Annotated in this window: 21 protein-coding genes; 4 read left to right on the top strand and 17 right to left on the bottom strand. The window is 73.1% G+C overall.

Annotation, left to right across the window (positions count from 1 at the left end; all coding sequences use genetic code 11):
• Positions 1–180 precede the first annotated feature (180 nt).
• Complete coding sequence (locus ACFZB3_RS44280; protein ID WP_391388161.1) at positions 181–1,131, bottom strand: NAD(P)-dependent oxidoreductase; 951 nt, start codon at positions 1,129–1,131, stop codon at positions 181–183.
• A gap of 74 nt (positions 1,132–1,205) precedes the next feature.
• Here ACFZB3_RS44280 and ACFZB3_RS44275 point away from each other — a divergent pair, with 74 nt between their 5' ends.
• Together ACFZB3_RS44275 and ACFZB3_RS44270 are read left to right on the top strand one after the other, a co-directional pair.
• Positions 1,206–2,207, top strand: a complete 1,002-nt coding sequence (locus ACFZB3_RS44275; RefSeq protein WP_391388159.1) for an aldo/keto reductase — start codon at positions 1,206–1,208, stop codon at positions 2,205–2,207.
• Between the two features lie 156 nt (positions 2,208–2,363).
• Entirely contained in the window at positions 2,364–3,524 is a 1,161-nt protein-coding gene (locus ACFZB3_RS44270; RefSeq protein ID WP_391388157.1) for a PQQ-dependent sugar dehydrogenase, read from the top strand.
• 13 nt (positions 3,525–3,537) lie between these two features.
• Here the strand turns inward: ACFZB3_RS44270 and ACFZB3_RS44265 are convergent, their stop codons facing one another.
• From ACFZB3_RS44265 to ACFZB3_RS44240, 6 genes are all read right to left on the bottom strand, one after another.
• Entirely contained in the window at positions 3,538–3,735 is a 198-nt protein-coding gene (locus ACFZB3_RS44265) for a DUF6191 domain-containing protein (protein ID WP_391388154.1), read from the bottom strand.
• A gap of 21 nt (positions 3,736–3,756) precedes the next feature.
• Entirely contained in the window at positions 3,757–6,792 is a 3,036-nt protein-coding gene (locus ACFZB3_RS44260) for an AAA family ATPase (RefSeq protein ID WP_391388269.1), read from the bottom strand.
• A 173-nt stretch (positions 6,793–6,965) separates the two neighbouring features.
• Entirely contained in the window at positions 6,966–7,187 is a 222-nt protein-coding gene (locus tag ACFZB3_RS44255; protein ID WP_391388151.1) for a hypothetical protein, read from the bottom strand.
• 207 nt (positions 7,188–7,394) lie between these two features.
• Entirely contained in the window at positions 7,395–8,072 is a 678-nt protein-coding gene (locus ACFZB3_RS44250) for a hypothetical protein (protein ID WP_391388148.1), read from the bottom strand.
• 35 nt (positions 8,073–8,107) lie between these two features.
• Complete coding sequence (locus ACFZB3_RS44245) at positions 8,108–8,683, bottom strand: GNAT family N-acetyltransferase (RefSeq protein ID WP_391388144.1); 576 nt, start codon at positions 8,681–8,683, stop codon at positions 8,108–8,110.
• Positions 8,684–8,781: 98 nt separating this feature from the next.
• Complete coding sequence (locus ACFZB3_RS44240; RefSeq protein ID WP_391388141.1) at positions 8,782–9,108, bottom strand: hypothetical protein; 327 nt, start codon at positions 9,106–9,108, stop codon at positions 8,782–8,784.
• Between the two features lie 186 nt (positions 9,109–9,294).
• Here ACFZB3_RS44240 and ACFZB3_RS44235 point away from each other — a divergent pair, with 186 nt between their 5' ends.
• A complete protein-coding gene (locus ACFZB3_RS44235) occupies positions 9,295–10,095 on the top strand; it encodes a methyltransferase domain-containing protein (protein ID WP_391388138.1) in 801 nt (266 codons plus the stop codon).
• Between the two features lie 60 nt (positions 10,096–10,155).
• Here ACFZB3_RS44235 and gatB read toward each other — a convergent pair whose 3' ends face one another.
• The 6 genes from gatB to ACFZB3_RS44205 all read right to left on the bottom strand — a co-directional run bounded on the left by gatB (position 10,156) and on the right by ACFZB3_RS44205 (position 14,700).
• Positions 10,156–11,670, bottom strand: a complete 1,515-nt coding sequence (gene gatB / locus ACFZB3_RS44230; RefSeq protein WP_391388135.1) for an Asp-tRNA(Asn)/Glu-tRNA(Gln) amidotransferase subunit GatB — start codon at positions 11,668–11,670, stop codon at positions 10,156–10,158.
• Between the two features lie 15 nt (positions 11,671–11,685).
• Positions 11,686–11,928 carry a hypothetical protein gene (locus tag ACFZB3_RS44225; protein ID WP_089098594.1) on the bottom strand — a complete coding sequence of 81 codons (243 nt, stop codon included), beginning with the start codon at positions 11,926–11,928 and terminating at the stop codon, positions 11,686–11,688.
• On the bottom strand, positions 11,925–13,418 hold the full coding sequence (gene gatA, locus ACFZB3_RS44220) for an Asp-tRNA(Asn)/Glu-tRNA(Gln) amidotransferase subunit GatA (protein WP_391388132.1): 1,494 nt from the start codon (positions 13,416–13,418) through the stop codon (positions 11,925–11,927). Before gatA ends, ACFZB3_RS44225 begins: the two co-directional genes overlap by 4 nt.
• 6 nt (positions 13,419–13,424) lie before the next feature.
• Complete coding sequence (gene gatC, locus ACFZB3_RS44215) at positions 13,425–13,721, bottom strand: Asp-tRNA(Asn)/Glu-tRNA(Gln) amidotransferase subunit GatC (protein ID WP_293990396.1); 297 nt, start codon at positions 13,719–13,721, stop codon at positions 13,425–13,427.
• 77 nt (positions 13,722–13,798) lie between these two features.
• A complete protein-coding gene (locus ACFZB3_RS44210; protein ID WP_391388127.1) occupies positions 13,799–14,290 on the bottom strand; it encodes a cupin domain-containing protein in 492 nt (163 codons plus the stop codon).
• 38 nt (positions 14,291–14,328) lie between these two features.
• Positions 14,329–14,700, bottom strand: a complete 372-nt coding sequence (locus tag ACFZB3_RS44205; RefSeq protein WP_391388124.1) for a DUF4267 domain-containing protein — start codon at positions 14,698–14,700, stop codon at positions 14,329–14,331.
• Between the two features lie 96 nt (positions 14,701–14,796).
• On the opposite strand from ACFZB3_RS44205, the gene ACFZB3_RS44200 reads away from it, so the two are divergent.
• Entirely contained in the window at positions 14,797–15,375 is a 579-nt protein-coding gene (locus ACFZB3_RS44200; RefSeq protein WP_391388122.1) for a WHG domain-containing protein, read from the top strand.
• A gap of 132 nt (positions 15,376–15,507) precedes the next feature.
• Here the strand turns inward: ACFZB3_RS44200 and ACFZB3_RS44195 are convergent, their stop codons facing one another.
• From ACFZB3_RS44195 to ACFZB3_RS44180, 4 genes are all read right to left on the bottom strand, one after another.
• Positions 15,508–17,748: an EAL domain-containing protein gene (locus ACFZB3_RS44195; RefSeq protein ID WP_391388119.1), complete on the bottom strand. Its 2,241-nt coding sequence runs from the start codon at positions 17,746–17,748 to the stop codon at positions 15,508–15,510.
• Positions 17,749–17,962: 214 nt separating this feature from the next.
• A complete protein-coding gene (ligA, locus tag ACFZB3_RS44190; RefSeq protein ID WP_391388116.1) occupies positions 17,963–20,158 on the bottom strand; it encodes an NAD-dependent DNA ligase LigA in 2,196 nt (731 codons plus the stop codon).
• A 13-nt stretch (positions 20,159–20,171) separates the two neighbouring features.
• Complete coding sequence (locus ACFZB3_RS44185; protein WP_391388114.1) at positions 20,172–21,173, bottom strand: methionine synthase; 1,002 nt, start codon at positions 21,171–21,173, stop codon at positions 20,172–20,174.
• A 9-nt stretch (positions 21,174–21,182) separates the two neighbouring features.
• Entirely contained in the window at positions 21,183–24,449 is a 3,267-nt protein-coding gene (locus ACFZB3_RS44180) for a BTAD domain-containing putative transcriptional regulator (RefSeq protein WP_391388112.1), read from the bottom strand.
• Positions 24,450–24,676: the final 227 nt, after the last annotated feature.

The following is a 24,676-nucleotide window of genomic DNA, read 5'->3' as shown; positions in this document are numbered from 1 at the left end:
TCCATCCCCGGCGCCGTACGGTGCGCGGCGCTGCCCCTTCCGGGACGATACACCAGTCTCGTCACTCAGGGACATAGCTTCTCTACGCTCCGTGACGATCAGCGGTCGAGTCTGCACGCACCGCGCCCGGAAGGTTGCGGACCGTACCGGAAGCGGATTACACGCGTATTGCCGTGATGGTCAGTTGTCGGTGGATCCCGTCGTCAAAATCACGTTTCGCAACGGCTCCCGGTTCACGAAACGGTTCAACTGATCGGTGACGAGGCGCTTGGCGCGCGGCAGGAAGGCCGAGGTGGGGCCGCCGACATGAGGGCTGATCAGCACTCCGGGCGCCTGCCACAGGGGGTGTCCGGCGGGCAGCGGCTCGGGGTCGGTGACGTCCAGGGCCGCGGTGATGCGGCCGCTCTCCAGTTCGGCGAGGAGGGCCTTGGTGTCCACCACGGGCCCGCGCGCGATGTTCACGAGCAGGGCGCCGTCCTTCATCCGCGCGAGGAACTCCGCGTTGACCAGGCCACGCGTGGTGTCCGTGAGGGGCGTGGCAAGGATGACGACATCGGCGTCCGGAAGCAGATTCGGCAGTTCGGTGAGCGGATGCACGGGACCGCGCGCCGAGGCGCGCCCGGAGCGCGCGACGCGCGCCACCCGCGCAACCTCGAAGGGCACGAGCCGGTCCTCGATGGCCGAACCGATGGCGCCGTAGCCGACGACGAGGACGGACTTGTCGGCGAGGGCCTGGTGGAAGCCGCTCGCCCAGCGCTCCTCCCGCTGGGCCCGGACGAACCCCGGGATGCCGCGCAGGGACGCCAGCGTCAGGGCGAGCGCGAGTTCGGCGGTGCTCGCCTCGTGCACCCCGCGCGCGTTGCAGAGCTGCACGCCGGGGGCGATCAGGTCGAGGGCCGCGGTCATGTCGTCGACGCCGGCGGTGAGGGTCTGGATGAGCCGGACGTTGCGCATCGCCGGGAGCGGCCGCACCTTGACGGGCTGCCGCTTCATGTAGGGGACGACGTACACGGCGCAGTCGGCGGGGTCGCCGGGAAAGTCCTGGTCGCCGTCCCAGAAGAGGTAGCTGAGGCCTTCCGGGAGCCCCTGGATCTCGGCCGGGGGGATGGGTAGCCATACATCGGAGGTCATGGGCAGGAGGCTATGTCAGAGGCGTGTGCACGACCGGGTTAGGTTGGGGACCCAAGAAGGAGGTTCACGAGCTGGTGGAGCGCAGGACGATCGGTGCGGGGGCGCTCGGGGTGGGGGCCGTCGGACTCGGGTGCATGCCGATGAGCTGGGCGTACAGCGGGTCGCGGCAGCGGGGTGACGAGTCGCTGAGAGCGGTGCACCGGGCGCTGGACCTGGGTGTGACGCTGCTTGACACGGCCGACATGTACGGCCCGTTCACCAACGAGCTGCTGCTGGGGCGGGTGCTCAGGGAGCGGCGTGCGGAGGCCTTCGTGTCGACGAAGGTGGGGCTGCTGGTGGGCGACCAGCACATCGTGGCGAACGGCCGGCCGGGGTATGTGAAGCGGGCCTGCGACGCGTCGCTGCGCCGGCTGCAGACCGATGTCATAGACCTCTACCAGCTGCACCGCGCCGACCCCGAGGTTCCCGTCGAGGAGACCTGGGGCGCGATGGCGGAACTGGTGCAGGCGGGAAAGGTGCGGGCGCTGGGGTTGTGCGCCGTGGGGGCGCGCGGGGGGCGCAGGTCCGGCGCGCGGCTGCACGACGCGACCCTGCGACAGCTTCAGCGGGTGCAGCAGGTGTTTCCGGTGAGCACGGTGGAGGCGGAACTGTCGGTGTGGTCGCCGGAGGCGCTGGAGTCGCTGCTGCCGTGGTGCGCGGCCCGGGGCGTGGGGTTCCTCGCGGCGATGCCGCTCGGCAACGGTTTCCTGAGCGGGACGCTCACGCCGGGTGAGGGGTTCGAGCCGGACGACCTGCGGGCGCGGCACCCTCGCTTCACGGCGGAGATGATGGCGGCGAACCAGCCGATCGTGGCGGGGCTGCGCAGGGTTGCGGGCCGGCAGGGGGGCGACGGTGTCACCGCCGCTCAGGTGGCGCTGGCGTGGGTGCTGGCGCAGGGGGCGCATGTGGTGCCGGTGCCGGGGGCGAAGCAGGGGCGGTGGGTGGCCGAGAACGCCGGTTCGGCGGACGTCCGGCTGACTGCTGAGGATCTGGCGGAGCTGGGCGGACTGCCTGCTGCGCAGGGCTCCTGGGACTGAGCGGTTGTCGGAAGTGCCGCGGTCTGCCGGTGGTTCGGTACGGCGCCGTCGTGGCTGGTCGCGCGGTTCCCCGCGCCCCTTCGGGGCGCGTTGTACTACCGTCGGCCGGAGGAGCCAGGGCTGTTCGGAGGGACCGTGATCGTGCAACGTCGAGCTGTGCCCGCTGTGTTGGCCGCGGCGGGACTCCTGCTGACGGTGGGCTGTTCCTCCGGCGGGGGTGGTGGCGGCCTGCCCACGCCGTCCTGGGCCGGGGGTTCGTCGGCGAGTGGTTCCGGGGCGGCCTCCGCGTCCGCCGGGGCGCCGGACTCGCCCGCGCCCGCCAAGGGTTCGGTCACGGTGGTGCGTACGGTCGCCGAGGGGCTGAAGTCGCCCTGGGGGCTGGCGCCGTTGCCGGACGGCGCCGGGCTGCTGGTGTCCGACCGGGACGACGGGACGATCAGCAAGGTCGACGAGAAGACCGGGAAGACCACGGAGCTGGGGGTCGTCTCCGGGGTGTCCGCGGCCGGTGAGGGGGGTCTGCTGGGGATCGCGCTCTCCCCCGGCTTCGCCTCGGACCACATGATCTACGCGTACTTCACGTCGGCCTCCGACAACCGGATCGTCCGCATGCTCTGGGACGAGAGCAAACCGGCCGAGGAGCAGCTGGGCGCCCCCGACACGATCTTCAAGGGCATTCCGAAGGGGTTCATCCACAACGGCGGCCGGATCGCCTTCGGCCCGGACGGCATGCTCTACGCGGGGACCGGGGAGAGCGGGCAGCGGGGGCTCGCGCAGGACAGGAAGTCCCTCGGCGGCAAGATCCTGCGGCTGACGCCGGAGGGCGACCCGGCCCCCGGCAACCCCTTCCCGGACTCCCCCGTCTACACCTACGGCCACCGCAACGTGCAGGGGCTCGCCTGGGACGACAAGGAACGGCTGTTCGCCTCGGAGTTCGGGCAGGACACCTGGGACGAGCTGAACGCCGTCAAACCCGGCGGCGACTACGGCTGGCCGGACGCGGAAGGGAAGTCGTCCGACCCGAAGTACGTCAATCCGATCGCCCAGTGGCACACCGACGACGCCTCCCCGAGCGGCATCGCCTACGTCGACGGCGTCATCTGGATGGCGGGGCTGAAGGGGCAGCGGCTGTGGCGCATCCCGCTGGACGGCACCACGGCAGCCGCGGCTCCGCAGGCCTTCCTCACCGGCGAGTACGGCCGCCTCCGCACGGTCGTGGCGGCCGGCGGTGACAAGCTGTGGCTGGTGACCAGCAACACCGACGGGCGGGGCAGGCCGAAGGCGGGCGACGACCGGATCCTGGAACTGCGGGTGAAGTAGGCCGCGGCACCTCTCACTCCTTGTCGGCCCCGGAGTCCGCCGCGGGCTCCTCCTGCGGAAGCCGTATGACGACCTTGCCGGACGCGAGGTCTATCGGTCCGCGTCCGGGATCCGCGTCCCCCACGTCCTCCCGGGTGAGCTCCAGCCGCTTCTGCTCCTCGTGGGTGTGTCTGCGGCCGGGTGCGAACAGCTCCTCGAACATGTTGAACACGGTGCCTCCTCCGCCGGTCCCCTACCTGGTCGGGTCGAGGGCCTCGGCGGGGAACATCCCCAGTCTGTGTGCCACCGCCGCCGCCTCGCCCCTCCCTGCAACGCCCAGCTTGCCCAGAATGTTCGAGACGTGGACGCTCGCGGTCTTCGGGGAGATGAAGAGCTCCTCGGCTATCTGTCGGTTGGTGCGGCCGGCCGAGACGAGGCGGAGGACGTCGCGCTCCCGGCTGGTGAGGCCGAGGCTCCCGGCGGGGTCGAGGGTCCGGCGGTCGGCGCGGGTGGTCAGGGTGAGGCGGGCGCGCTGGGCCAGCAGGGCGACGGCCTCGGCGAGCGGGCGGGCGCCGAGGTGGCCGGCGACGGCCCCGGCCAGCCGGAGGAGTTCCGTCGCGCGGTCGCGTTCGTCGTCGCCGGTGGCCTCTTCGAGGAGGGCCTGGGCGAGGCGGCGGCGGACCCGGGCGAGGTCGTAGGGGCGGTCCAGGCACTCGAAGTCGGTGACCACGTCCGACCAGACGGCGGCGGTCCCGGTGCCCCGGGCGCGGTGCAGCTCGGCGCGGGTCCAGCGCTCGTACGCCTGCCACAGGGGCGCGCCGGTGGTGAGTTTGCGGGCGGCCTCGGCGAGCCGGTCGAGCGCCTCGGTGCGGCCGTCGGCCGCCGCGGGCAGGGCGCGGGCTTCGGCCTCGGCGGTGGCGGCGGCCAGCAGCAGGGGCCAGCCGTAGCGGTGGGTGCCGGGCGGGAAGCCGGCCGCCAGGGCGCGGTCCAGCTCGGCGCGGGCGTCGAGGAACCTGCCCTCCTCGGCGGCGACGCCGATCGCGATCCGGGCGACCGGCAGCTGTGCCTGGGGCATCGGGTCGTGGGTGCCGTAGTGGGCGCGCGCGATGGCCAGCCGGCGGGCCGCCTCGGCCGTGTCGCCGCGGGCGAGGGCGATGTGGGCGAGGTGCAGGGCGCCGGCGCCCCGGGGCTTGGCGCTGGCCGCGGAGCCGAGGGCGCCCGCGGCGGCTTCGGCGGCCTCGTCCCACCGGCCGAGCGCGTACAGCGACTCGGAGAGGTTGCCCCAGACCCATGCCTCGGAGTCCAGCAGGCCGTAGCGGCGGGTGAAGGCGATGCCCTCGCGCTGGATCGGCACCGCCTCGCGGGAGCGGCCGACCGACTCCAGCTCGGAGGGGAGGTTCGTGTACGCGCGGCCGGCGACGTGGGCGACGCCTTCCTGGAGCGCCGCGTCCTTGACGCGCTCCAGCTCCGCGAGGCCGTTGTCCACGTCGCCCGCGTCGACCATGAGGGTGCCGAGGGTGACGCGCGCGTTGAGCTCGATCTCGCGGGCGCCCACCATCCGCGCGTACTCCACGGCCCGTTCGGCGGCGGCGAAGGCCTCGGGGCCCGGCTCGTGCAGCATGGACCAGGCGGCGGCGTTGGCCAGCACGTCGGCGTGCACCTCGGACGGCGGCAGGCCGCGCACCAGGTCCTGTGCGGTGCCCAGTTCCTGCCGGCCGTCGCCGCGGGCGAGCCCTTGGACCAGCCGGGAGCGCTGCACCCAGAACCAGGCGGCGCGCTGCGCGTCGTGCTCGTCCTGGAGGATCCGCAGCGCCTTCTTGGTGATCTTCAGGGCGCGTTCGCGCTCCCCGCAGAAGCGGCCGGCGACGGCCGCCTCCGCCATCAGGTCGAGGTAGCGCAGCGGGGTGGTGGCGGGATCGCAGCCGCAGGGAGGGTAGACGTCGGTGTAGTCGACGGGCCGCAGGGCCGCGCGGACCTCCTCGGGGGCGGTGTCCCACAGCTCCATCGCCCGCTCCAGGAGCCGCAGTTGCTCGCTGTAGGCGTGCCGGCGGCGGGCCACGACGGAGGCGTCGAGGGCGGCGGGCAGGGCCTTGGCCGGGTCGTTGGCCTGGTACCAGTAGCTGGCCAGGCGGGTCACCCGCGCGTCGGCCGGGACCAGCAGCGGGTCGGCCTCCAGGGCCTCGGCGTAGCGGCGGTTGAGCCGGGAGCGTTCGCCGGGCAGCAGGTCGTCGGCGACGGCCTCGCGGACCAGGGAGTGCCGGAAGCGGTAGCCGTCGCCGGCCGGGGTGGCGGTGAGGAGGTTGGCGCCGACGGCGGCCCGCAGCGCCTCGATGAGGTCGTCCTCGGCGAGCTGGGCGACGGCGGCGAGCAGCCGGTACTCGACGGTGGAGCCGCCCTCGGCGACGATCCGGGCGACCCGCTGGGCGCTCTCGGGCAGCGCCTCGACCCGGACCAGGAGCAGGTCGCGGAGCGAGTCGGTGAGTCCGGTGCAGCAGCCCTCGGTTGCGGCCACCGCGAGTTCCTCGACGAAGAAGGCGTTGCCGTCGGAGCGCTCGAAGATGTCGTCGACCTGGGCGGGGTCGGGTTCGGCGGCGAGGATGCCGGCGATCTGGCGGCCGACCTCCTCGCGGGTGAACCGGGCGAGTTCGAGGCGGCGGACGGTGCGCAGCCGGTCGAGCTCGGCGAGCAGGGGGCGCAGCGGGTGGCGGCGGTGGATGTCGTCGGAGCGGTAGGTGGCGAGGACGACGAGCCGGCCGGTGCGCAGGGTGCGCAGCAGGTAGGCGAGGAGGTGGCGGGTGGAGGCGTCGGCCCAGTGCAGGTCCTCCAGGGCGACGACCACCGTGCGCTCGGCGGCGACCCGCTCCAGCAGGCGTGCGGTGAGTTCGAAGAGGCGGGCCATGCCCTGCTCGTCGTGGCGGCCGGAGGTGGCCTCGCCGAGCTCGGGCAGCAGCCGGGCCAGTTCGTCCTCCTGGCCGGCGGCGGCCTCGGCCAGTTCGTCGGGCAGGGCGGCGCGCAGGGCGCGCAGGGCCGTGGAGAAGGGCGCGAACGGCAGCCCGTCGGCGCCGATCTCCACGCAGCCGCCCAGGGCGACGACCGCGCCCCGGCGGCAGGCTGCGGTGGCGAACTCCTCGACCAGCCGGGTCTTGCCGACGCCGGCCTCGCCGCCGAGCAGCAGCGCCTGCGGCTCGGCGGCCCCGGCACGCTCCAGCGCGTCGTTCAGTGTGTCCAACTCTTCGTTGCGGCCTACGAACACGGGACTCACGGACCTGGTTTCCACAGGCCAGAGCATCGCATGGGGCCCGGAGCCCGCGGCAGCGGTTTTCCACAGCACCGGTGCGACTGTCGTACCGGTGGACGGTGGCGTGGCAGGCAACGGGGGAAGCCGGTGGCCCACCCCCGTGGGGCCACCGGCTTCCCCGTTCCCGGCCTCCGGGCGGTCCGTCCCGCCCGGCAGCCCCGTGCTCATGCGGTGCGCGGGAGCCGGCGCCGGCCACGGCGGTCGGTATGGGCCTCCTGCGCCACCGGGGCGTCTCCCGGCTCCGTGGCGTTGCCCGCGGCCCCGGCCGCCCGGGCGTCGCGGCGGGCGGCCCGGCGGGAGCGGACGGCCTCGCGGACGAGACGCTCGTCCGCGGCCTGCCGGCGCAGTTCGGCGGAACGGATCCGGTGGAGTTCGTACTCGAACATGGTGGTGTCCCTTGTGAGAGTGGGTGGTTGGGCTTCGCTTTCCGCGATGCCTCCACTTTCGTCTCCGAGGGGGGTGCGCCACATCGGGAGAGTTCCGCATCTTCGCGGGGCCGCCGGACCCCGGACACGCGTAAGGGGCCTCAGGCCGTCCGTAAGGTGCTTACGGACGCCCTAAGGCCCCTTGTGACCTGGACCGTCGCAGTCGGCTCAGCTGGTAGACGGCAGTCCGAGGAGAGCGTCGGAGTACTTCAGGACGGCCAGCAGCAGGCCGATGACACCGAGCGCGACACCCGCCCAGGCGACCGACTTGATCCACGGCGCCTGCGGCCTGCCGGGGGCGCCGAAGGCGGGCCGGGCCAGCACCACGACGGCGGTGAGCAGGGAGGCGAGCGCGAACAGGCCGGCCCACAGCGCGGTGGTCTGCCACGCGTCGCCGTACACCTCCTTGACCTGCGTGGCGACGCTCGCGGTCGACGAGGTCTGGAGCTGGCCGACGAGGGTCTCGCGGGCGGCGGCCACCGTGCCGATCCAGCCGCCCGTGAGCGAGACCAGGCCGAGCGCGACGGAGACGACGGCGCCGGCGCCCTGGCCGACGCCCGACGGACCCTCGGCCTCGGCCAGTTCCGCGGCGAGGTCGGCGTCGTCCGCCAGGTCGTCGGCGTCGTCGGCGTCCTCCGCGTCGTCGGCGCTCTCCGCGCCCTCGGCGTCGAGGGCGGCGTCCGTGCCGGCGGCGGCCTCGGTGCCGGCGGCCGCCGCCTCCGGCTCGGCCCCGGTGGCGGACTCCGACGCGTCGTCGGCGGTCTTGGTGACGCTCACCTTCTCCTCGTCGGTCGTGGCCTCGGCGCCCGTCTCGGCACCGGTCTCGTCAGCTGTCTTGGTTCCCATGTCCGGCACCGTACGGATCCTGTCTGAGAGGTGTCTTAATGATCGTTGTCTGCGGCACGCTCGCGTGCTTCACGCCATTCCGGGGCGAGGATCGACCACACCTCCAGGTCGTGCCGTAGGCCACCATAGGGGTGCGCCTGGCGGCGTACGCCATCGCGGGTCATCCCCAGCCGCCGGGCCACGTTCAGGCTGGGCACGTTGCCGGAGGCGGCGACCCACTCGATCCGGTGGATACCGCGCTGCTCGACCGCGAAGTCGAGCAGTACCCGCATCGCGCGCGTGACGAGTCCGCGCCCGGTGCCGGCCGGCTCCAGCCAGCAGCCGACCTCGGCGTTCCCGTGTTCGGCGTCGAAGTTCAGGAAGAGCACCCCGCCGACGAGCGTGCCCTCCAGCCACAGGCCGTGCAGGGAACCGGTGTCGGCGGCGCGCATGTCGGCGTACCGCTGGAGCATGGCCCGTGTGGAGGCCACGTCCGTGGCCTTGGCCCCGAAGGCGATGAACTGCCCGATGAACTCCCGCCCGCGTTCCAGGTGGGCCAGGAACTCCTCGGCGTGCCAGGGCTCCAGCGGGCGCAGTTCGGCGCCGTCGTCGCCCAGGGATATCGCGTACATCGTGTCTCTCCAGTTCCACCGCGTGCTCGGCCGGCCCGTCGAGCCTCTCATGCGCGGCGCGGCACCCGGGGAGCCCGGTACCGCTGCTGGGCGGGGCGTCAGTCGAACTGGTCTCCGAGAGCCATCACCATGACCCCGAGGATCATCAGCCAGAGGGCCCAGCGGGTACGGCCGCGGGCCCCGAGCGCCGCCGCGAGCACGCACACGGCGGATCCGGAGCCGTAGGCGGCGGGCACCAGGGCGGGCACGCCCCCGCCCACTCTCATCAGCGCCGCGGTGAGTCCCATCAGGGTCAGCAGCGCCCCGGTCACGGTGGCCGTCCAGCGGGCCCGGCGGGCGTCCTCGTAGAGGTCCTCGTCCTCGTCGTCCGCGGCCTCCACCCCGGGTGTCACGGGTTCGGCCTCGGATTCGGCGTGTGCGGTCATGGCGGGCGAGCGTACTGCCCGCACCTGGGGAAAACGGCTGCGGACCAGGTCGACAACTGCTAGCTTCCGCTGGTCAGCACTGATCGGCCCCTCGCCGACGACCGAAGCGGGTGCATTGTTTGACGGTCCGAATGAGCTCCTACGCATCGCCCTTCACTACGAAGATCACAAGGAGCCCGTTCAGCCATGTCCGACGCCGTCTCTCCCGCACCGTCGAAGGACGCCTCTCTCACTGACCGCCTGACCCTCCCCCGGTACCCGCTCAGCAGCACCTACGACGCCCGCTGGGCCGTCGAGAACCAGATGGGCCCGCACGCCCTGTGGCTGCTGGAGTGGCTGGCCCCCGCCCTCGGCCTGGACGCGCTGCGCCCCTGCGCGCGCGTGCTCGACCTGGGCTGCGGCCGGGCGATGACCTCCATCTTCCTGGCCAGGGAGTTCCACGCGCAGGTCACCGCCGCTGACCTGTGGATCAGGCCCGACGACAACGCCCGGCGCATCGCCGAGGCGGGGTTCGCCGACCGCGTGCAGCCGGTGCACGTGGAGGCGCACGACCTGCCCTTCGCCGAGGGCAGCTTCGACGCGATCGTCTCGGTCGACGCGTACCAGTACTTCGGCACCGCCGACCTCTATCTGCCCACGCTCACCCGGCTGCTCAAGCCCGGCGGGCGGATCGGGATCGTCGTGCCCGCGGTGCGCGAGGAGCTTGCGGGCGCCGAGCCGCCGGAGCACCTGAAGGCGCACTGGGACCCCGGTTTCTGGTCGTTCCACTCCGTCGGCTGGTGGCACCGGCACTGGACCCGCAGCGGGGCCGTGCAGGTCGAGGCCGCCGACTGGCTGGAGGACGGCTGGCGCGACTGGCTGCTGTGGAGCGAGGTGTGCGCCGCGGAGAGCCCGGACCCGGAGATGGCCCGGGAGTCGGTGGAGCTGGTGAAGGCCGACCGGGGGCAGCTGCTCGGCTTCGCCCGGATCGTGGGCCGCCGCCCGTGACGCGGTACGGCCCCGGAGGCGCTGCCTCCGGGGCCGTACCAGCTGCGCACCGCCTGGGGCTCAGCCCTCGCTGACGCCCAGCTTCTCCAGGATCAGCTCCTTGACGCGGGCCGCGTCGGCCTGGCCGCGGGTCGCCTTCATGACCGCGCCGACCAGGGCGCCGGCCGCGGCCACCTTGCCGCCGCGGATCTTGTCGGCGACGCCCGGGTTGCCGGCGATGGCCTCCTCGACGGCGGCGGTCAGCGCGCCCTCGTCGGAGACGACCTTCAGACCGCGCTTGTCGACGACCTCGTCCGGGGTGCCCTCGCCCGCGAGGACGCCCTCGATGACCTGGCGGGCCAGCTTGTCGTTCAGGTCGCCCTTGGTGACGAGCTCGGTGACCCGGGCGACCTGCGCCGGGGTGATCGCCAGCTCGTCGAGCGAGGTGCCCGACTCGTTGGCGCTGCGCGCCAGTTCGCCCATCCACCACTTGCGGGCGGAGGCCGCGTCGGACCCGGCGTCGATGGTGGCGACGATCAGGTCCAGCGCGCCGGCGTTGATGATCGCCTGCATGTCGAAGGCCGAGATGCCCCACTCGGCGAGCAGCCGGGTGCGGCGGGCCAGCGGCATCTCCGGCAGCGCGGCGCGGATCTCCTCGACCCACTCGCGCGAGGGCGCCACGGGGACCAGGTCGGGCTCCGGGAAGTACCGGTAGTCCTCGGCCTCCTCCTTCACGCGGCCCGAGGTCGTCGACCCGGTGTCCTCGTGGAAGTGCCGGGTCTCCTGGATGATCGTGCCGCCGGAGGACAGCACTGCCGCATGCCGCATGATCTCGAAGCGGGCCGCGCGCTCCACGGACCGCAGCGAGTTCACGTTCTTCGTCTCGGAGCGGGTACCGAACTTCTCCGTACCGTTGGGCCGCAGCGACAGGTTCACGTCGCAGCGCATCTGGCCCATCTCCATGCGGGCCTCGGAGACACCGAGCGCCCGGATGACCTCGCGCAGCTCACGGACGTACGCCCGCGCGACCTCGGGAGCGCGCTCGCCCGCGCCCTCGATCGGCTTGGTGACGATCTCGATGAGCGGGATGCCCGCGCGGTTGTAGTCGAGCAGGGAGTGGGACGCGCCGTGGATACGGCCGGTGGCGCCGCCGACGTGCGTCGACTTGCCGGTGTCCTCCTCCATGTGGGCGCGCTCGATCTCCACGCGGAAGGATTCCCCGTCCTCCAGCTGTACGTCGAGGTAGCCGTTGAAGGCGATCGGCTCGTCGTACTGGGAGGTCTGGAAGTTCTTCGGCATGTCCGGATAGAAGTAGTTCTTCCGGGCGAAGCGGCACCACTCGGCGATCTCGCAGTTCAGCGCGAGACCGATCTTGATCGCGGACTCGACGCCGGTCGCGTTGACGACCGGGAGCGCGCCGGGCAGGCCGAGGCAGGTCGGGCAGGTCTGGGAGTTGGGCTCGGCGCCCAGCTCGGTCGAACAGCCGCAGAACATCTTGGTCCTGGTGCCGAGTTCGACATGGACCTCAAGGCCCATGACGGGGTCGTAGGACGCCAGCGCGTCCTCGTACGACACCAGTTCGGTCGTGGTGGTCACGGTGAAACTTCCCTCTCAGCCCAGCAGGACGTCGTCGTCGCCCAGCCGCTTCAGCTCGCGGTACAGCAGGGCGAAACCGGTGACGATCGCGACGGCGGACACGGTGGCGTCGATGAGCCGCAGCGTGTCGTGCTCGGCGCGGGCCTTCTTGATCTGCTTGGCGACACCGACCGCGCCGAACGCGGTGGTGGCCATGGACAGGTACGTGCCGGACTTCGACTTCTTGAAGCCCTTGGCCTTCGACAGTGCGTTGCTCACAGCGACGGTGCCTCCTCCAGGAGCGGGTGCCCCCACCTTTCCACGAAGGCGGCCTCGACGGCGGCGCCGACCTTGTAAAGGCGGTCGTCCTTCAGCGCCGGGGCGATGATCTGCAGGCCCACCGGGAGGTTGTCCTCCGGAGCGAGACCGCAGGGCAGCGACATCGCCGCGTTGCCCGCGAGGTTCGTCGGGATGGTGCACAGGTCGGCCAGGTACATCGCCATCGGGTCGTCGGCACGCTCGCCGATCGCGAAGGCGGTGGTCGGCGTGGTGGGCGACACGATGACGTCCACCTGCTCGAAGGCCTTCTCGAAGTCGCGCGTGATGAGCGTGCGGACCTTCTGGGCGGAGCCGTAGTACGCGTCGTAGTAGCCGGAGCTGAGCGCGTACGTGCCGAGCATGATGCGGCGCTTGACCTCGGGACCGAAGCCCGCCTCACGGGTGAGCGAGGTGACCTCCTCGGCGGAGTGCGAGCCGTCGTCACCCGTCCGCAGGCCGTAGCGCAGGCCGTCGAAGCGGGCGAGGTTGCTCGAACACTCGCTCGGCGCGATGAGGTAGTACGCCGACAGCGCGAGGTCGAAGGACGGGCAGTCCAGCTCGACGATCTCGGCGCCCAGCTCCTTCAGCAGCGCGACGGACTCGTCGAACCGCTGGATGACGCCGGCCTGGTAGCCCTCGCCGCGGAACTGCTTGACGACACCGACGCGCATGCCCTCGACGCTGCCGTTGCGGGCGGCCTCGACGACCGGCGGCACGGGGGCGTCGATGGACGTGGAGTCCAGCGGGTCGTGCCCGGCGATGACCTCGTGGAGGAGGGCCGCGTCCAGGACCGTACGGGCGCAGGGCCCGCCCTGGTCGAGGGAGCTGGAGAACGCGACCATGCCGTAACGGGAGACAGCCCCGTAGGTCGGCTTGACGCCCACCGTGCCGGTGACGGCGGCCGGCTGGCGGATGGAGCCGCCGGTGTCGGTGCCGATGGCGAGCGGCGCCTGGTAGGAGGCGAGGGCCGCGGACGAGCCGCCGCCGGAGCCACCGGGGATCTTGGTGAGGTCCCACGGGTTGCCGGTCGGCCCGTACGCGCTGTTCTCCGTGCTCGACCCCATGGCGAACTCGTCCATGTTGGTCTTGCCGAGGATGACCACGTCGGCGGCCTTCAGCCGCTTGGTGAGGGTCGCGTCGTACGGCGGGATCCAGCCTTCGAGGATCTTCGAACCGACGGTGGTCGGCACGCCCTCGGTGGTGAAGATGTCCTTGAGCGCGAGCGGGACGCCGGCGAGCGGCCCGAGCTTCTCGCCCCGGGCCTTCTTCTCGTCGACGGCACGGGCCTGCGCCAGGGCGCCCTCGCGGTCGACGTGCAGGAAGGCGTGCACCTTCTCGTCGACGGCCTCGATCCGGGCGAGGTGGGCCTCGGTGACCTCGACGGCCGTGAGCTCACCGGCGGCGATCTTCGCGGCGATCTCGGCGGCGCCGAGCTTGATGATGTCCGTCATGGCTGTCTAGTCCTCCCCCAGGATCTGCGGCACCTTGAAACGCTGCTGCTCCTGGGCCGGGGCGCCGGAGAGCGCCTGCACGGGGGTGAGCGAGGGACGGACCTCGTCCGCGCGCATGACGTTCGTCAGCGGCAGCGGGTGCGAGGTCGGCGGTACGTCTTGGTCGGCGACCTCGCTGACGCGGGCGACCGCGCCGATGATGTCGTCCAGCTGGCCGGCGAAGTGTTCGAGTTCTTCGGGCTTCAGCTCCAGACGCGCCAGCCGGGCGAGGTGGGCGACCTCCTCGCGCGTGATGCCAGGCATGCAGCGTTCCTCTGGGGTGAGTGTGTGTGGTTTGGAGCCAATCCTATGGGGCACGGCCGGGTACCCGTTAAACGGTTTCAGTGCCGGGTGTCCCAGGCCTCGCTGCGCAGGTAGTGGTTGTCGTACCGCTCCTGCACCTCCAGGAGGCTCTCCAGGGTGGCCTCGCCGAGGCGCAGCCGCTGGAGATGGCGGAAGTACTCGAAGCGCTCCACGCCCGGCGTGATGACGATCAGGATGTCCGCGGTGCTGCCCGGGACGGCGGCGAAGGCGTGCGGCCTGCCGGGCGGGACGACGACCAGGTCACCGCGTCCGGCGGTGACGACGTCGTCGCCGGAGAGCACGTCGGCGGCCCCGTCGAGCAGGTAGAACAGCTCGGCGGAGTTGCGGTGCAGATGCGGCACGGCGCCGTCGGCACCCTCCCCCAGCGTGACCCGCACGGTGGAGAGCGCACCGCCGGTGGCGCTGCTGTCGGCGAGCAGCCTGACGCCGACCGGGTCACCGCCGACCACCTCGGCGTCGGCCTCCCGCACGATCACGGACTCGTCGAACTTCGGCACGAACAACGACATTTCCGAACCCCCTGTCGATGACGACTTGTCGCGAGCGGTCAGACGAGGAACAGCAGGACGGCGCTGATCAGCACAACGATCGCGGTGGCGAAGTGGATCCCGAACGCGACCGCCTTCGTGCCGCCGTTCCGCAGCACCACCAGCGTGTCGCAGAGCGGCACGAGTGCCACGCAGAGCATGAACCAGGCCTCGGCGCGGACACCCGCGAAGGCCAGCAGCGCGAGGCCTATGACGCCGAAGGTGCCGTCCTTGATGCCCTTGACCGTGAGGTAGGCACCGGCGTCGCCCTTCGGGTCGGCGGGGACGCCGTAGCCGACGGCGGCGGGCCCCGGCTGGAACAGGAACCGGTAGCCGAGGAACAGGCAGAACAGGTCGAGCACGACGGAGAGCGTGTAGGCGGTGACGGTCACGGTGGCCCCCAGTTGATTGTTTTCTAGCAGCGCTAGGACTGATAGCGAAGCTAGCAGAGCATCGACAGATTGGCTAGCGCTGCTAGAATCCAGAGCATGTCGATTCAGAACCGCCGGGAACGCGAACGGGCAGAGCGCGAGCAGCTGATCGTCACGGCCGCCCGTGAACTCGCCGAGACGGAGGGCTGGGACGCGGTGACGACCCGCCGCCTGGCCGCCGAGATCGAGTACAGCCAGCCGGTCCTCTACAGCCACTTCAAGGGCAAGGACGCGATCATGGCGGCGGTGGCCGTCCAGGGCTTCGCGGAGATGGCGACGGAGCTGCGGGCGGCGCGCACCGCGGCGCGGGGCACGCGGGAGTCACTGGCGGCGGTGGCGGAGGCGTACACGTCGTTCGGCCGGCGGCGCCCCGCGCTCTACGACGCGATGTTCACCCACCGGGTGGACCTGCCGTTCGCGACCCAGGAGGCCCCCGAGGCCCTGTGGGCGGCGTTCGGCGAGTTGCTGCAGGCGGTCGAGCCGATCGCCGTGGGCGACGACGACCCCGGCATCCTGACGGAGACGTTCTGGGCGGGCCTGCACGGCCTGGTGACCCTGATGCGCAGCGGCCGCCTCCCGGAGGAGGCCCACGAGACGAGGCTGGCGCTGCTGGTGGGGCACTTCACCACCCCGTGAGGACAGCGCCCCGTAAGGGGCGCGGGGAACTGCGCGAGCAACCACGACGCACCCGCACCCGCCAACACGACCGCACCCCCACGGCAGACGCTCACCTCTTGAGAAACGGTGAACGGGCGGGCGGGTGGGAAACTACTCGGCCGCCGGCAACGCGGCCCGCGGCCGCTGCCACCCCCGCGACCCCCGCGCCAGCAACCACGCCGTCGTCTCCTCCGGCGGCATCGCGGCGGCCACCAGCCACCCCTGCACGGCGTCACACCCGAGGTCCCGCAGCCGCTCCCACGTCTCGTCGTCCTCCACCCCCTCCGCGACCACCAGCAGCCCCAGCGAATGCGCGAGGTCGACCGTGCAGCGCACGATCTCCGCGTCCTCGTTGTCGACGGCCAGCCGGGCCACGAAGGAGCGGTCGATCTTCAGCTCGCTCACCGGCAGCCGCCGCAGGTGCACGAGCGACGAGTACCCGGTGCCGAAGTCGTCGAGGGACATCTTCACGCCGTGCCCGTTGAGCCCGGCGAGGGTGTCGGCGGCCCGCTGCGGGTCCTCAAGCAGCACATGCTCGGTTATCTCCAGCTGCAGCGCCCCGGCCGGCACCCCGTGCCGCGCCAGCCGCGCCGCCACCAGGCCCGCGAACCCCGGCGTGTGGACGTCGCGCGGCGAGACGTTCACCGCCACCGGTACCCGCAGCCCCTGCGCCCGCCACTCGGCGACCTGCGCGAGCGCGGTCTCCAGCACGTACTCCGTCAGATGGGGCATCAGCCCGGACGACTCGGCGATCGCTATGAACTCGTCCGGCGGCACCTTCCCCCGCTCCGGGTGCACCCACCGCACCAGCGCCTCAAGTCCGGCCACCTGGCCGTCGAAGCGCACCTTCGGCTGGTAGTGCAGCTGCACCTCGTGCGCGTCCAGCGCCCGGCGCAGATCCCCCAGCAGGCCCAGCCGGTCGGGGGTGTTGGAGTCCCGCTTGGACTCGTAGACCTCGACGCCCGTACGGTCCCGCTTCGCCTGGTACATCGCCACGTCCGCCCTCCGCAGCAGCCCCTCCGCGTCGAGCGCGTGGTCGGGGAAGACGGCGACCCCCGCGCTGGCCTCCAGGACGAGGGTGAGGCCGTCGAGGTCGAGCGGCGAGGAGAGGGCCGTGACCAGGCCCCGGGCCACCCGGGTCGCCGAGGTCGTGGAGTCGGCGACCGGGAGTAAGACCGCGAACTCGTCGCCGCCGAGCCGGGCCGCCTCCGCACCGCGCGGCAGCGCGGCCCGCAGCCGGTCGGCTATCTGGAGGAGCAGCCGGTCACCGGCGAGATGACCGAGCGTGTCGTTGACCGAACGGAACCGGTCGAGGTCGATCAGCATGAGGGCGGAGCGGGCGCCGATGCGTTCGGCGTCGTCGAGGGCGGTCCAGATCCGCTCAAGGAGCCACTGCCGGTTGGGCAGTCCGGTCAGCGGGTCGCGCAGCTGCTCCTCGGCGCGGGCCCGGGCTATCCACAGGGTGGAGTCGAGGGCGACCAGCGGGATGGAGAACAGCGGCAGCAGCAGCGGCTGGGCGACGGCGACCACGCAGATCAGCGGGGCGATGCCGAGCAGGGCGACGGCGACCAGGCCCTGGCGCATCAGGGCGGTGCGGGCGACGGTGGGCAGGCCGCCGCCGCGCGGTGCGTGCAGGTACCAGAGCAGGGCACGGGTGACGGCGAGGTAGGCGGCCGCGACGAGCACGACCTCGGGCGCGGTGGCGACGGTCCAGCCGGCCGGGTTCCAGGGCGACTCGACGGTCGGGACGCGTCCGAAGACGAGGAGCACCAGGGCGCCGGCCCCGATACCGAGGATGTCCACCGCGCCGTGCAGGACGCCCTGCCGCCAGCGGTGGCGCCTGGCTATGCCGACCAGGACGACGACGGTGAGGCTGACCATGCCGGCCGGCACCCAGCCGTACAGCAGCAGGACGGCGAGGGTGAGGGCGGCGCCGGAGCCGGTGCCGCCCCACCAGCGGGCGCGGCCGAGCAGGACGAGGTGGCCGACGATGATGCCGGTCAGCACGGCCAGCGACCAGCCGACCGTGCCGGACGGGAAGAGGGCGTGGTCGTCGGAGAACGCGCGGTAGAACCCGGCCCCGAGGACGAACCCGGCGGCGGCGACGACTCCGGCGGGCAGCGCGGGCCAGGACAGGTGCCGTTCGTGATCGGTGCCGACCAGGCCGGGCGGCGGTTCGACGGCGGCCAGCGGCAGCGGGTCGCGGGCGTCCGCCGCGCCGCTCACCACCGGCCTGCCGGGCAGGCCGGGGCGCCGGTCGCCCCGAGCCGTCCACCGGCTCGCCCGCCACGCGCACGCCCGGCGGCGCAGCGGCAGCCGCGCGCCCGTGGCGGCGCTCTCGGTCGGTTCCATTCCCGTCCCTCTCACAGCCGGCGGTGCCCACGCCATGCGGTCCGTGCCCTGCCGGAGCACGGGGAATGCCCCGACCGCAGCTGGGCACGGCAGGCGCACGTCTCAACAGTAGGCCGCGGAAGGCTTCCACGGGCAGCGGTCGACGACGGTTGCCCGATTGCGCCCCGGCCACCCGTATGCATCTGATATGCGCCGAACGGGTGGCCTTCAACCACTACTCCTCGGTCGGAAGGGCGACTTCGGCCGCGGCGTCCGGTCCCTGCTCCAAAAGGACGACAAATCCGTCCTCGTTCAGAACAGGAACCTTCAGCTGCATCGCCTTGTCGTACTTGGACCCCGGGTTGTCACCCACGACCACGAAAGCGGTCTTCTTCGACACCGAACCGGTCACCTTGGCCCCGCGGCTCTGCAGTGCGTCCTTAGCGCCGTCCCGGGTGTAGTGCTCCAGGGTCCCGGTCACGACGACGGTGAGGCCCTCCAGCGGACGCGGTCCCTCGTCCTCTCCGGTGGACTCGTCCTCCAGCGGGACTCCAGCGGCCTTCCACTTTCGGATGATCTCGCGGTGCCACTCCTCGGCGAACCACTCCTTGAGCGCGGTCGCGATGATGCCGCCGACGCCGTCGATGTTCGACAGCTCCTCCTCGGTGGCCTGCTCGATGCGGTCGATGGAACGGAACTCGCGGGCCAGCGCCTGGGCGGCGACCGGTCCGACATGCCGGATGGACAGGCCGTTGAGGAAGCGCGCGAGCGGGCGGGTCTTGGCCTCCTCGATCTTCTGGAGCAGCGCGAGGGTGTTCTTCTTGGGCTCGCCCTTCTGGTTGGCGAAGACCGTGACGACCTTCTCCTCCCCGGTCTTCGGGTCCCGCTTGGGCAGCCCGCTGTCCGGGTCCAGGACGTACGCCTTGATGGGCAGCAGCTTCTCGATGGTGAGGTCGAACAAATCACCCTCGTCGACCAGCGCCGGGTCGGCGGGCTCCAGCGGCCGGGTGAGCGCGGCCGCCGCGACGCCGCCGAAGTGCTCGATGTCCAGGCACTCGCGGCCCGCGAGGTAGGACACCCGCTCTCTCAACTGGGCCGGGCAGGCACGGGCGTTGGGGCAGCGGAGGTCGATGTCGCCCTCCTTCATGGGGCGCAGCGGCGTCCCGCACTCGGGGCACTCGGCCGGCATCACGAACTCCCGCTCGCTGCCGTCCCGCAGGTCGACGACCGGGCCGAGGATCTCCGGGATGACGTCACCGGCCTTGCGCAGCACCACGGTGTCGCCGATCAGCACGCCCTTGGCCTTGACGACCTCCTGGTTGTGCAGGGTGGCGAACTCCACCTCGCTGCCGGCCACGGTGACCGGCTCGACCTGGGCGTACGGCGTGACGCGCCCGGTGCGGCCCACGCCCACCTTGATGTCGATCAGCCTGGTGTTGACCTCTTCCGGCGCGTACTTGTACGCGATCGCCCACCGGGGGGCCCGGGCCGTCGAGCCGAGGCGCCCCTGGAGCCGGATCTCGTCCAGCTTCACGACGACGCCGTCGATCTCGTGCTCCACGGAGTGCCGGTTCTCGCCGTAGTAGGCGATGAACTCCCGTACCCCGTCGAGGTCGTCGACCACCCGGTTGTGCGGGGAGGTGGGCAGACCCCAGGTCTTGAGCAGGTCGTAGGCCTCGGAGAGCCGGCCGAGGCCCTCGAAGCCCTCCAGGGCGCCGATGCCGTGCACGACCATGTGCAGCGGGCGGCCGGCGGTGACCCGCGGGTCCTTCTGGCGCAGCGAACCGGCCGCCGCGTTGCGCGGGTTGGCGAACGGCTTGTCGCCGGCCGCGACCAGGCGCTCGTTGAGCTCGGCGAACTTCTCCATCGGGAAGTAGACCTCGCCGCGGATCTCCACCAGGTCGGGCACCCGCTCGCCGTGCAGCCGGTCCGGGATCTCCGCGATCGTGCGGACGTTGGGCGTGATGTCCTCGCCGGTGCGGCCGTCGCCGCGGGTCGCCGCGCGGGTGAGGCGGCCCTGCTCGTAGGTGAGGTTGACGGCGAGGCCGTCGACCTTGAGCTCGCACAGGAAGTGGTACTCCTGTTCGCCGAGTTCCTTGTGGATCCGCTCGGCCCAGGCCGCGAGGTCGTCGTCGTTGAACGTGTTGTCGAGCGACAGCATCCGCTCGCGGTGCTCGACCGACGTGAACTCCGTCTCGTACGCCCCCGCGACCTTCTGGGTCGGCGAGTCGGGCGTGCGCAGCTCGGGATACTCGTCCTCCAGCGCCTCCAGCGTCTTGAGGAGCTTGTCGAACTCCGCGTCGCTGACGACCGGAGCGTCCTTCACGTAGTACCGGAAGCGGTGCTCCTCGATCTGCTCAGCGAGCCGCGCGTGCTTCTCCCGTGCCTCGGCGGGCACTGCCGTCTCCGCCTGCTGCTTGTCGCCGGCCACCGTGTTCCTCCCGTTACTCTGGGTTGTCCGCGAGTGATCTCGCCGCCCGGACGCAGTGGGCGAGCGCCTGCCTGGCGTACGCGGGCGAAGCGCCCGCCAGCCCGCACGCCGGGGTGACCGTGACGGACTCCGCGAGAAGCCCCGGCCGCAGCCCCAGCCTGCGCCACAGCGTCCTGACACCCATGACGCTACCGGCAGGGTCTGACAATGCCGTGTCCGTGCCCGGCACGACACCGGCGAAGAGCCGGGTGCCCGCTTCCACCGCCTCACCGATCACGTCGTCGTCACGTTCGGTGAGGAGCACGAAGTCGAAGGAGACGGCGGCCGCCCCGGCGCGGCGGAGCAGGGCGAAGGGGACGTCGGGGGCGCAGGAGTGGACGACTACCGGGCCGTCGGCGTGCACGCCGAACACGTCGCGCAGGGTGGACTCGACGACCTGGCGGTCGACCGCGCGGTGGGTGCGGTAGCCGGAGGCGGTCCTCACCTGGCCGCGCAGCACGGCGGTCAGGGACGGCTCGTCGAGCTGGAGCACCAGGCGGGCGCCGGGGACGCGCCGCTGCATCTCGGCCAGGTGGAGGCGCAGTCCCTCGGCGAGGGAGCCGGCCAGGTCACGGCAGGCGCCGGGGTCGGAGAGGGCCGACTCGCCGTTGCGCAGCTCCAGGGCGGCGGCGAGGGTCCAGGGGCCGACCGCCTGCACCTTCAGCGGGCCCGTGTACTCCTGGGTGAACTCCTCCAGCGCGTCCAGGTCCTCGCCCAGCCAGGACCGGGCCCGCCGGGTGTCCCGGCCCGGCCGGTCGCCGAGCCGCCAGCCGCTGGGCTCCACGCGCGCGTACAGCTCGACGAGCAGGCCCGCGGTGCGGCCGATCATGTCGGCGCCGGGGCCGCGGGCGGGCAGTTCGGGCAGGAAGGGGAAGTCCTCGAAGCTGCCGGTCGCGGTCTTGGCGGCCTCGCGGGCGTCGGTGCCGGGGAGCGAGCCGATGCCGGTGGCGGGGCCGAAGTCGGAGAGTGCGTTCACGTGAGGAGCCTAAGCGGGGTGGGCGGTGCGGTGTGCCGCAGCGTGGGCGCGGATCCTGGCGCGCAGGGCCTGCGCCTCCGGCAGGCCCAGCCGGTCGGACAGGTCCAGGGCCCGGCGCCAGGCGTCGAGCGCGGGGCCGGGGCTGCCCGCCGCCTCGTGGGTGTCGCCGAGGCAGGTGAGGCCGATCGCCTCGCCTCGCAGGTCGCCCGTCCTGCGGAAGAGGGCGAGGGCCCGGCCGTGGCACTCCACGGCCGTGGTGTGACGGCCCAGGTGCCGGTGGATGCGGCCGAGGCTGTCCCAGGTGTGCGCCTGGCCGCTCAGGTCGCCCGTCGCCTGCACGAGCGGCAGGGCCAGCCGGCAGTGCTCCAGCGCCTCGCGCAGTTCGCCGAGTTCGGCGAGGTACCAGCCGATGTCGTTGAGGGCGACCGCCTGGCCGCCGCGGTCGTGGGCGAGCCGGAAGTGTTCCAGGGCACGGCGTGCGTACTGCAGTGCCTCCCGGGTGGCGCCGTGCGCCCAGGCCGTCCTGGCCAGGTTCCGGCAGGTGAGCGCCTGGCCGGGATGGTTGTCCAGGCGCCGGAAGAGGCCGAGGGCGCGGGTGAGGTGCTGCCGGGCGCCGAGGGCGTCGCGCAGCTGGAAGCGGGCCAGGCCCAGGCCGCGGTGGGCGGCCGCCTGTCCCGCCAGGTCGCCGTGGTGCGCGGCCGCGCGCAGGGCGACGGTGTGGACATCGGTGAGGGCCTGCCAGTTGCCCTGGCGTTCGAGGAACGTGGTCAGGGCCGCGGCCAGTTGCCAGGTGTGGGCGTCCAGGTCCGGGGCCGGCCGCTCCACGGCCGAGAGCAGCACGGGCTGTTCGGCGACCAGCCAGGCCAGCGCCTCGTCGTGGTCCGCCAACGGGCGTGGCAGCGCCCCGGGTTCGGCCGGGGCGAGGGACATCGGGTGGCGGCGCCGGGTCAGCAGGGCGTCGGCCGCGTACGCCGTGTGCAGGTAGTGGTCCCGGACCCGGCGGCTCGCGGCCCGTACCGTGCGTGCGTCGTCGTGCTCGGCGGCCAGTTCGACGGCGTGGGCCCGCAGCAGGTCGTGGCAGGTGTAGCGGCCGGGAGTGGCCTCGGTCAGCAGGTGGGCGCGGGTCAGTTCGGCGACCGGCGCCCGCACCGGGCCCACGCCCGTGCTGGCCAGCGCGGCGAGCGAGGCCGGGTCGGCGTCGGGGCCGGGGTGCAGGCCGAGGAGGCGGAAGAGCCGGGCCGCGGCCGGGCTGAGCGTGCGGTACGACCAGTCGAGGACCGCCCGTACGGCGGTGGCCGGGTCGCCGGTGTCCAGGGGGTCCAGGATCCGCTCGGCGGTGCGCAGTTCCTCGGCAGGACCGGCCAGCGGCACGTCGGGGCGGGCGGCGGCCCGGGCGGCGGCGACCGCGAGGGCGAGCGGCAGCCCGGCGCACCGTACGACGATCTCGTCGGCCGCGGCGGACTCGGCGGCCACCCGGGCGGCGCCCAGCCGGGCGGCGAGCAGGTCGCGGCTCTCCTCGGCACCGAGCAGGCCGAGGGCGAGCAGCCGGGCCCCCTCCGCGGCGGCGAGCCCGGTCAGCGGGGCGCGGCTGGTCACCAGGGCCAGGCAGCCCGGCGCACCGGGCAGCAACGGCCGTACCTGGTCGGCGTCCCGGGCGTTGTCGAGGACCACCAGGACCCGGCGGCCGGACAACAGGCTGCGGTACAGGCCGACCTGGGCGTCGGGAGACTCCGGCACCCGGGCGGCGGGCACCCCGAGCGCCGCCAGGAATCCGCGCAGGGCACGGTCCGCGGGCAGGGGCGCGCCGCTCGGGTCGTAGCCGCGCAGGTTCACGTACAACTGCCCGCCGGGGAAGGCCGGACGCGCCTGCCGGGCCCAGTGCACGGCGAGCGCGGTCTTGCCGACGCCGCCCATGCCCGACAGCGCGCACACCCCGGCCGCCGCCGGCTGCCGCCCGAGCTCCGCCAGCAGCGCGTCCAGCCGCGCGAGTTCGTCGACGCGGCCGGTGAAACCCGGGACGTCGAGGGGAAGTTGGGCGGGGGCGGTGTACGGGGTGCCCTCGCCGACGAGGGCGGCCCTAGGTCCGGCGGGGGCGGGCCCGGGGTCTGCGGGGGCGGACGGAAGGTCTGCGGGGTCGGGCCCCGTGCCTGCGGGAGCGGGCAGCGGGTCTGCAGGGGTGGGCAGCGGGTCTGCGGGAGCGGGCAGCTGGTCTGCAGGGGTGGGCAGCGGGTCTGCGGGAGCGGGCAGCTGGTCTGCGGGGGTGGGCACGGGGTCTGCCGGGACGGGCACACGTCCGGCGGGGGACGGCGCGGGACCGACGGAGGACAGCGCAGGTCCGGCGGAGGACAGCGCAGGTCCGGCGGAGGACAGCGCAGGTCCGGCGGGGGCCTGTGCGGGTCCGGCGGGGGCCTGTGCGGGTCCGGCGGGGGACGGTCTTAGTGCTGTCGCGGGCGGTGCGGCCGGGTCCGGTTCCTCGTGCGCGCCGGTGGGGGCCTGTCGTACGGCCGCCGGATGCCGGCGGGCGGGAACCGGCTCGTGTTCGCGGGCGGGGGCGGGGGCGGAGGTCGCGGGGTGGTCCCGGAGGATCCGCCGGTGCAGTTCCCACAGCCGGCGGCCCGGTTCCGTGCCGAGTTCCTCCACCAGACGTTTCCTGGTCCGGGCGTAGCAGCGCAGCGCCTCGCCGCTGTCGCCGGCCGCGTGCAGGGCCCGCATGAGGGCCTCCGCCAGCGGTTCCGTCAGCGGGTACTCGCCGAGCAGGTCCGCCAACTGGCCGACGACGGCGGCCGGGTGCCCGTCGCGGATCTCGATGTCCGCGAGCCTTACGGCGGCGTCCACGCGCTGCCGCCGCCAGCTCTCCCGCATCCGGGCGGGCCAGGTCCCGGCCAGTCCCGCGAAGGGCTCGCCGCGCCACAGGGCGAGCGCCTCGCGCAGGTGCGCGGCGCGGGTGCGGGCGGGCAGCGTGCCGTCGCGGGCGGTCGCGGCCAGGCGCTGGAAGCGGTGCAGGTCGACGCTGTCGGGATCGACGTCGAGCTGGTACCCACCGGCGCGGCGCAGCACCGGTAATCGGCCCTCGCCGCTGTCGTCGAGGTGTTCCGCGAGCCGCCGGATGCGGGCGATGTGCGCGTACAGGGCGCGGCGGGCGCCCTCCGGCGGATCGGCGCCCCAGACCCGGCCGACGAGCGTCTCCACCGGCACGGGCCGGCCGGCGTCCACGGCCAACGCGGCCAGTACCGCCCGGCGTTGGGGCGGCCCCAGATCGACCGGCGCCTCGCGCACGAACACTTCCACCGGTCCCGACAGACACAACCGCAGCATTGCGCCCACCCCCGTCCGCCCCGCGTTCACAGTTTCCTCACATTCGTGGGCTGGGCGACAACCTTTCGGCAACGAATCGGCCCATGTGCGCAACCCACCCTGGTCGGGGCGGTGCGGCGCCGGTTCGTCGGCGTGTCGCGCCGGCCACCGCACCCCGGTCCGGCACCGGACGGGGCCCACACGTGACC

Source organism: Streptomyces sp. NPDC008092 (assembly GCF_042957285.1).
GTDB lineage: Bacteria > Actinomycetota > Actinomycetes > Streptomycetales > Streptomycetaceae > Streptomyces.
This window is presented reverse-complemented; position numbering and strand designations above follow the sequence as displayed.

Excerpts from the sequence above, each read along its gene's own strand:
- ACFZB3_RS44210 (WP_391388127.1), bottom strand. The coding sequence starts at position 14,290 with ATGTCGTTGTTCGTGCCGAAGTTCGACGAGTCCGTGATCGTGCGGGAG.
- gatA (WP_391388132.1), bottom strand. The coding sequence starts at position 13,418 with ATGACGGACATCATCAAGCTCGGCGCCGCCGAGATCGCCGCGAAGATC.
- ACFZB3_RS44245 (WP_391388144.1), bottom strand. The coding sequence starts at position 8,683 with ATGTACGCGATATCCCTGGGCGACGACGGCGCCGAACTGCGCCCGCTG.
- ACFZB3_RS44235 (WP_391388138.1), top strand. The coding sequence starts at position 9,295 with ATGTCCGACGCCGTCTCTCCCGCACCGTCGAAGGACGCCTCTCTCACT.
- ACFZB3_RS44200 (WP_391388122.1), top strand. The coding sequence starts at position 14,797 with ATGTCGATTCAGAACCGCCGGGAACGCGAACGGGCAGAGCGCGAGCAG.
- ACFZB3_RS44260 (WP_391388269.1), bottom strand. The coding sequence starts at position 6,792 with ATGCTCTGGCCTGTGGAAACCAGGTCCGTGAGTCCCGTGTTCGTAGGC.
- ACFZB3_RS44255 (WP_391388151.1), bottom strand. The coding sequence starts at position 7,187 with ATGTTCGAGTACGAACTCCACCGGATCCGTTCCGCCGAACTGCGCCGG.
- ACFZB3_RS44195 (WP_391388119.1), bottom strand. The coding sequence starts at position 17,748 with ATGGAACCGACCGAGAGCGCCGCCACGGGCGCGCGGCTGCCGCTGCGC.
- gatC (WP_293990396.1), bottom strand. The coding sequence starts at position 13,721 with ATGCCTGGCATCACGCGCGAGGAGGTCGCCCACCTCGCCCGGCTGGCG.
- ACFZB3_RS44240 (WP_391388141.1), bottom strand. The coding sequence starts at position 9,108 with ATGACCGCACACGCCGAATCCGAGGCCGAACCCGTGACACCCGGGGTG.
- ACFZB3_RS44280 (WP_391388161.1), bottom strand. The coding sequence starts at position 1,131 with ATGACCTCCGATGTATGGCTACCCATCCCCCCGGCCGAGATCCAGGGG.
- ACFZB3_RS44250 (WP_391388148.1), bottom strand. The coding sequence starts at position 8,072 with ATGGGAACCAAGACAGCTGACGAGACCGGTGCCGAGACGGGCGCCGAG.